Consider the following 1,729-nt stretch of genomic DNA (forward strand, 5'->3'; position numbering starts at 1 on the left):
GCTGACGACGGGCGCCAACGCGACGGCGACGGTCGTCAACGCGGTCGGCACGACGGTGGGCACGGCACTCGGCTCCGCGCCGGGCCTGTCGGTCACGCCGCACTCGGGCAACAGCGCGCCGGGCAACCCGCTCGCACCGGTGTCGTCGCTGCTCCAGTCGCTGACGGGCGCACTGCCGAAGTAACCGGCCGGACACGCACGGCGGCGCCGCATTGGCCGCCGTGCGCAACGGATCGCGCAACGCGGCATGACAGAAATGTCATGCCGCGTTGTCTTTGGGTGTTTCGCTTTCTTTCGTCGCATGAATGGCCGCTGCCGACGCTCGCCGGCCAGCGTGGAATAACCGGTCGCCTCCATCCGTTTACATACCTAATCCCGGCAGCACCGGCCGGCGGGATAATGGTCGAGACCTAGCCGATCGTCCCGGCCGGTGCCGCCGTGTTGCGATGCCGTGCCAAGGAGAAAGGGCATGAAACGGATACTCGTCGCCGTCGCGCTGTCGGCGGCAATCGTGCGGCCGGCCGCCGCGGAACCACCGCGCGCCGGCGACGGAAAACTGGTCGACGAAGCGCACATGACGCTGTACGTGTTCGATCGCGATGCGCCCGGCAAGAGCGCGTGCGACAGCGCGTGCGCGGCCAACTGGCCGCCTGCGCTTGCCGACGCGTACGACAAGGCAACCGGCGCGCTGAGTCTCGTCGCGCGCGACGACGGCAGCAAGCAATGGGCGTACCGCGGGCGCCCGCTGTATCGCTGGAAGCTGGATCGCAAGCCCGGCGACGCGGGCGGCGACGGGATCGGCGGCATGTGGCACGTCGCGCGTCCGTGACCGCACGGCGGTGCGCGAGGCATCCCGATGAGCTACGAATCGGATCTGCTGGTGTGGTTGCCGCATCTCACGCGCTATGCGCGCGCGCTGACGGGCGACCGGGCCTGGGCGGACGATCTCGTGCAGGACACGCTCGAGCGTGCGCTGAATCGCCCGCCACGCGACTGCGGCAACCTGCGCGCGTGGCTGCTGACGCTGCTGCGGCACCGCTTCATCGACCAGTTGCGCGCGCGGCACGAGATCGCGGTCGACGATGCAACGGCGCCGTGGCAGACGATGGCCGCGCCGGCCGGCGAAATCGGCGGGCTGGTGCTGCGCGACGTGCAGCGCGCGCTGTACCGGCTGCCGGTCGAACAGCGCGAGGTGCTGCTGCTGGTCGCGCTCGAGGAATTGAGCTATCGCGATGCCGCGGAGGTGCTCGGCATCCCGGTGGGCACGGTGATGTCGCGGCTCGCACGGGCGCGCGGGCAGATGCGCGCGCTGCTTTCGGACGAGCCGTCGGCGCACGGCACGGCTTCACTACGAGTGATCGGGAAGACATGATGGACGATCCGCACAAGCCTTCGAACGAGCGGGACGACGATGCGTCGGCGCAACTGCTGTCCGCGCTGCTGGACGGCGAGCTGTCCGGGCACGAGCGTCGCGAGGTGCTCGAGCGCGTGCTGGCCGACCCGGAGGAAGCCGAACGATTCGCGCATTACCGGGCGCAGCGCGATGCGCTGCAGGCGCTGTTCCCGCTGCCGGGCGCCGCGTCCGCGCTGTTCGTGCAGCGCCGTGCGCCGCGCCGGCGCGGGATCGCCTATGCGTTCGCGGGGCTCGCGGCCGGGCTGCTGATCGGCATCGCGCTGCATGTGGGCTGGATGGCGTTCGACCGCGAACCGGCGTTCGCAGCGCGCGCGG

The 1,729-nt window shown here is 70.8% G+C and carries 4 protein-coding genes; all 4 read left to right on the top strand.

Annotation, left to right across the window (positions count from 1 at the left end):
* Positions 1-184: hypothetical protein (locus G3N93_RS39270; protein WP_206135449.1), on the top strand; the 184-nt coding region annotated here is incomplete at its 5' end.
* A gap of 285 nt (positions 185-469) precedes the next feature.
* Positions 470-829, top strand: a complete 360-nt coding sequence (locus G3N93_RS39275) for a hypothetical protein (RefSeq protein WP_174940715.1) — start codon at positions 470-472, stop codon at positions 827-829.
* Between the two features lie 27 nt (positions 830-856).
* A complete protein-coding gene (locus G3N93_RS39280; RefSeq protein WP_174940717.1) occupies positions 857-1,372 on the top strand; it encodes a sigma-70 family RNA polymerase sigma factor in 516 nt (171 codons plus the stop codon).
* The coding region (locus G3N93_RS39285; RefSeq protein WP_241026896.1) for an anti-sigma factor at positions 1,369-1,729 on the top strand (361 nt) is incomplete at its 3' end. The genes G3N93_RS39280 and G3N93_RS39285, both read left to right, overlap by 4 nt.

Source organism: Burkholderia sp. Se-20378, from assembly GCF_017104665.1.
Lineage (GTDB): Bacteria > Pseudomonadota > Gammaproteobacteria > Burkholderiales > Burkholderiaceae > Burkholderia > Burkholderia lata.